This window comes from Nocardioides sp., assembly GCF_036401255.1.
GTDB lineage: Bacteria > Actinomycetota > Actinomycetes > Propionibacteriales > Nocardioidaceae > Nocardioides.
This window is the reverse complement of record NZ_DASWVI010000026.1, coordinates 1-2032: the sequence shown is the minus strand read 5'-3', so window position 1 is coordinate 2032 and position 2032 is coordinate 1. Positions and strand designations below refer to the sequence as shown.

General features: G+C 70.5%; 3 protein-coding genes and 1 pseudogene. All 4 read right to left on the bottom strand.

All coding sequences use genetic code 11. The features are described 5' to 3' along the window. Window positions 1-286 (bottom strand): annotated as a pseudogene (locus VGD85_RS01115) (hypothetical protein); the annotation flags it as partial. A gap of 26 nt (window positions 287-312) precedes the next feature. Then, window positions 313-960 (bottom strand): hypothetical protein, encoded by a 648-nt coding sequence (locus tag VGD85_RS01110; protein WP_331061609.1) that lies wholly within the window; start codon window positions 958-960, stop codon window positions 313-315. After that, window positions 957-1112, bottom strand: a complete 156-nt coding sequence (locus tag VGD85_RS01105; RefSeq protein WP_331061608.1) for a hypothetical protein — start codon at window positions 1110-1112, stop codon at window positions 957-959. Before VGD85_RS01105 ends, VGD85_RS01110 begins: the two co-directional genes overlap by 4 nt. An 11-nt stretch (window positions 1113-1123) precedes the next feature. Beyond that, window positions 1124-2032 (bottom strand): DUF4192 domain-containing protein (locus VGD85_RS01100; RefSeq protein WP_331061607.1); only part of this gene is annotated, 909 nt, incomplete at its 5' end.

Sequence of the window (2032 nt, the reverse complement as noted above, 5' to 3'; positions counted from 1 at the left end):
CGAGCTGGTCGGGCCATTCGGCATCGCCGGGGATGACGAACCGGATGCCCCGACCGGCGGCCTGCTCGAGGACCTTGCCGGGATCGACGTGGGCGAGCTCGTGGCCGATGGTGAAGCCCCAGTGGTTCTCCACCTCGCCGGCGGCCTCGAGGTAGTCCAGGACCTTGACGGCGCCGAGCTCGCTGACCAGGCCGGTGACGCGCAGGTCGCCGGGCTCGATGGCGCTGCTCAGCTTGACGCGGGCCAGCCTGTCGGCGTCGTCGACGTCGGCGTGCGGGGTGCTCATGACGCCTGCTCGTAGGGTCCGAACAGTCAGCAGCTGGCCTCCCAAAGGGTGAGGTCCAAGATCTCCATGTCCGTTACGCCCGCGAGCCGGAGCGCTTCCCTCCCGTTGCCCAGGAGGTCCAGCGCCTGCCAGACATCGCAGGATCGCATCAGGAGGTAGACGCGCTCCCCAACCTTCTCCTCGTCGCCCAGGAGTGCGTCGTCGTCACGCGAGAACTCGAAGGCCACGTCGGCGCTGAGCCTGTTCAGCAGCTGCGCCGCTTCAACTTGTTCCTCGTTGCAGCTGGGAGTGGGGCCGGTGAGCCGCGCAACCAAGAGTGCGCTGAGCAGATGCACCAGCTCAGTTGCGGTGTCCCAGGGAATCGCGATCTCGACTCGCGAACTCTGGGGGTTCTCCGGGTAGTAGGGCTGGCCTGCGTAGTGAACGGCAGCGCAGGCGACAGACTCTGCGAACCCGGTCTCCTGCCACCGAGGAATTTCCTGCTGGGGCAACGGAGTGAACGTGCCACCGTCGTCGACGCGGAAAACCGGCCCGGACAACAGTTCGACGGTGCGTCGCAGCCGTTCCGCTGCCTCCGACCACGTGATGGGCACGCCGTGGCGTGCAACATTCCGGGCGACCTCGGCCGCGCTCGCGAGCACCCATTCGTAGACGTCGGTGCGAGGGGTGCTCATTCCTGGCCTCCCCACAGCAGGTCGAGGTCGGGTTCGTGGATGACGTCAAGGCGCTTGTCGGGGGCGTAGGCCGCGGGCTCGGGCACGACCAGGCGTCGCAGCTGTCGCTCGGTGGCGCTGTGCTGCACCGGGGGGGCGTCGTCGCGGTTCATCGCGGTCCTCCTCAGCGGCCCGGGGCCGGGCGGTCGGTGACGGGCTGCATGCCCGGGATGTCGCGCTGATGGCCGGGTGGCTTGGGGACGAAGGACTCGTCCAAGTCGGCGGCGATGTCGCGCATCTGGGTCTGGTATCGCTCCCACTCGCGGGGGTGGATGCCGTTCTGCAAGGCCGAGGCGACGATGGCGGCCATGGAGTAGGGCCGGTCGACGGGCACCTGGTCGAGCGCGCACCAGGCCTTGGCACCGTCGCCGCGAAGCCAGCTGGCGAAGCCGAGCATGGAGGCCGGCGCCGCGCGGACCTCGTCCGGGCCGCGGCGGGTGAGGTCGGTCCAGATGGCCATGTGGGAGGTGGAGTTCTCCCGACTCATGTCCTCCCAGAGCGCGTCCCGGATGCTGATCGTCTCCAGGGCCACCAGCATCCGCGCACCGTCGACGTCGGAGAGCCGGTTGCCGTCGGCGTGGAAATGCTCGAGCCGGTCCAGTGCCCAGTCCCGCTCGAGGGCGGGAGGGCTGTCCGCGGCCGCGGCCCGGGCCGCGGGGAGGAGCTGGGCGATGGGCTCGCGGTCGCCGACCATCGAGGCGGCCAGGGACTCGCGGCTGGCGGCCGGCTGGGCGGCGCCGGTGAGCACGGTCGCGGCCGCGATCCGCTCAGCGGTCGAGGGGGTCTGCAGCCCGGTCTGGCCGGTGTTGAACTCGCGCCAGCGCTCGCCGTCGGACCACAGCCTGATGTGGGTCGTGATGCCGACGTCCTGGAGACGGTTGGACAGGTGCTGGCTGGCCAGCTCGGCGCTGCGGCGGTCCTCGGTGATGCAGATGATGGCCAGGCGGGCACCGGGCCTGGCGTGGCGGCCGTACGGGCCGCTGAGTGCGTCCCAGACCTCCTCGCGATCGGCGGCGGTCCGGGGCAGGTCAAC

Bases quoted from the DNA above. Each gene is read 5' to 3' on its own strand.
- VGD85_RS01105 (WP_331061608.1), bottom strand. From the start codon at position 1,112: ATGAACCGCGACGACGCCCCCCCGGTGCAGCACAGCGCCACCGAGCGA.
- VGD85_RS01110 (WP_331061609.1), bottom strand. From the start codon at position 960: ATGAGCACCCCTCGCACCGACGTCTACGAATGGGTGCTCGCGAGCGCG.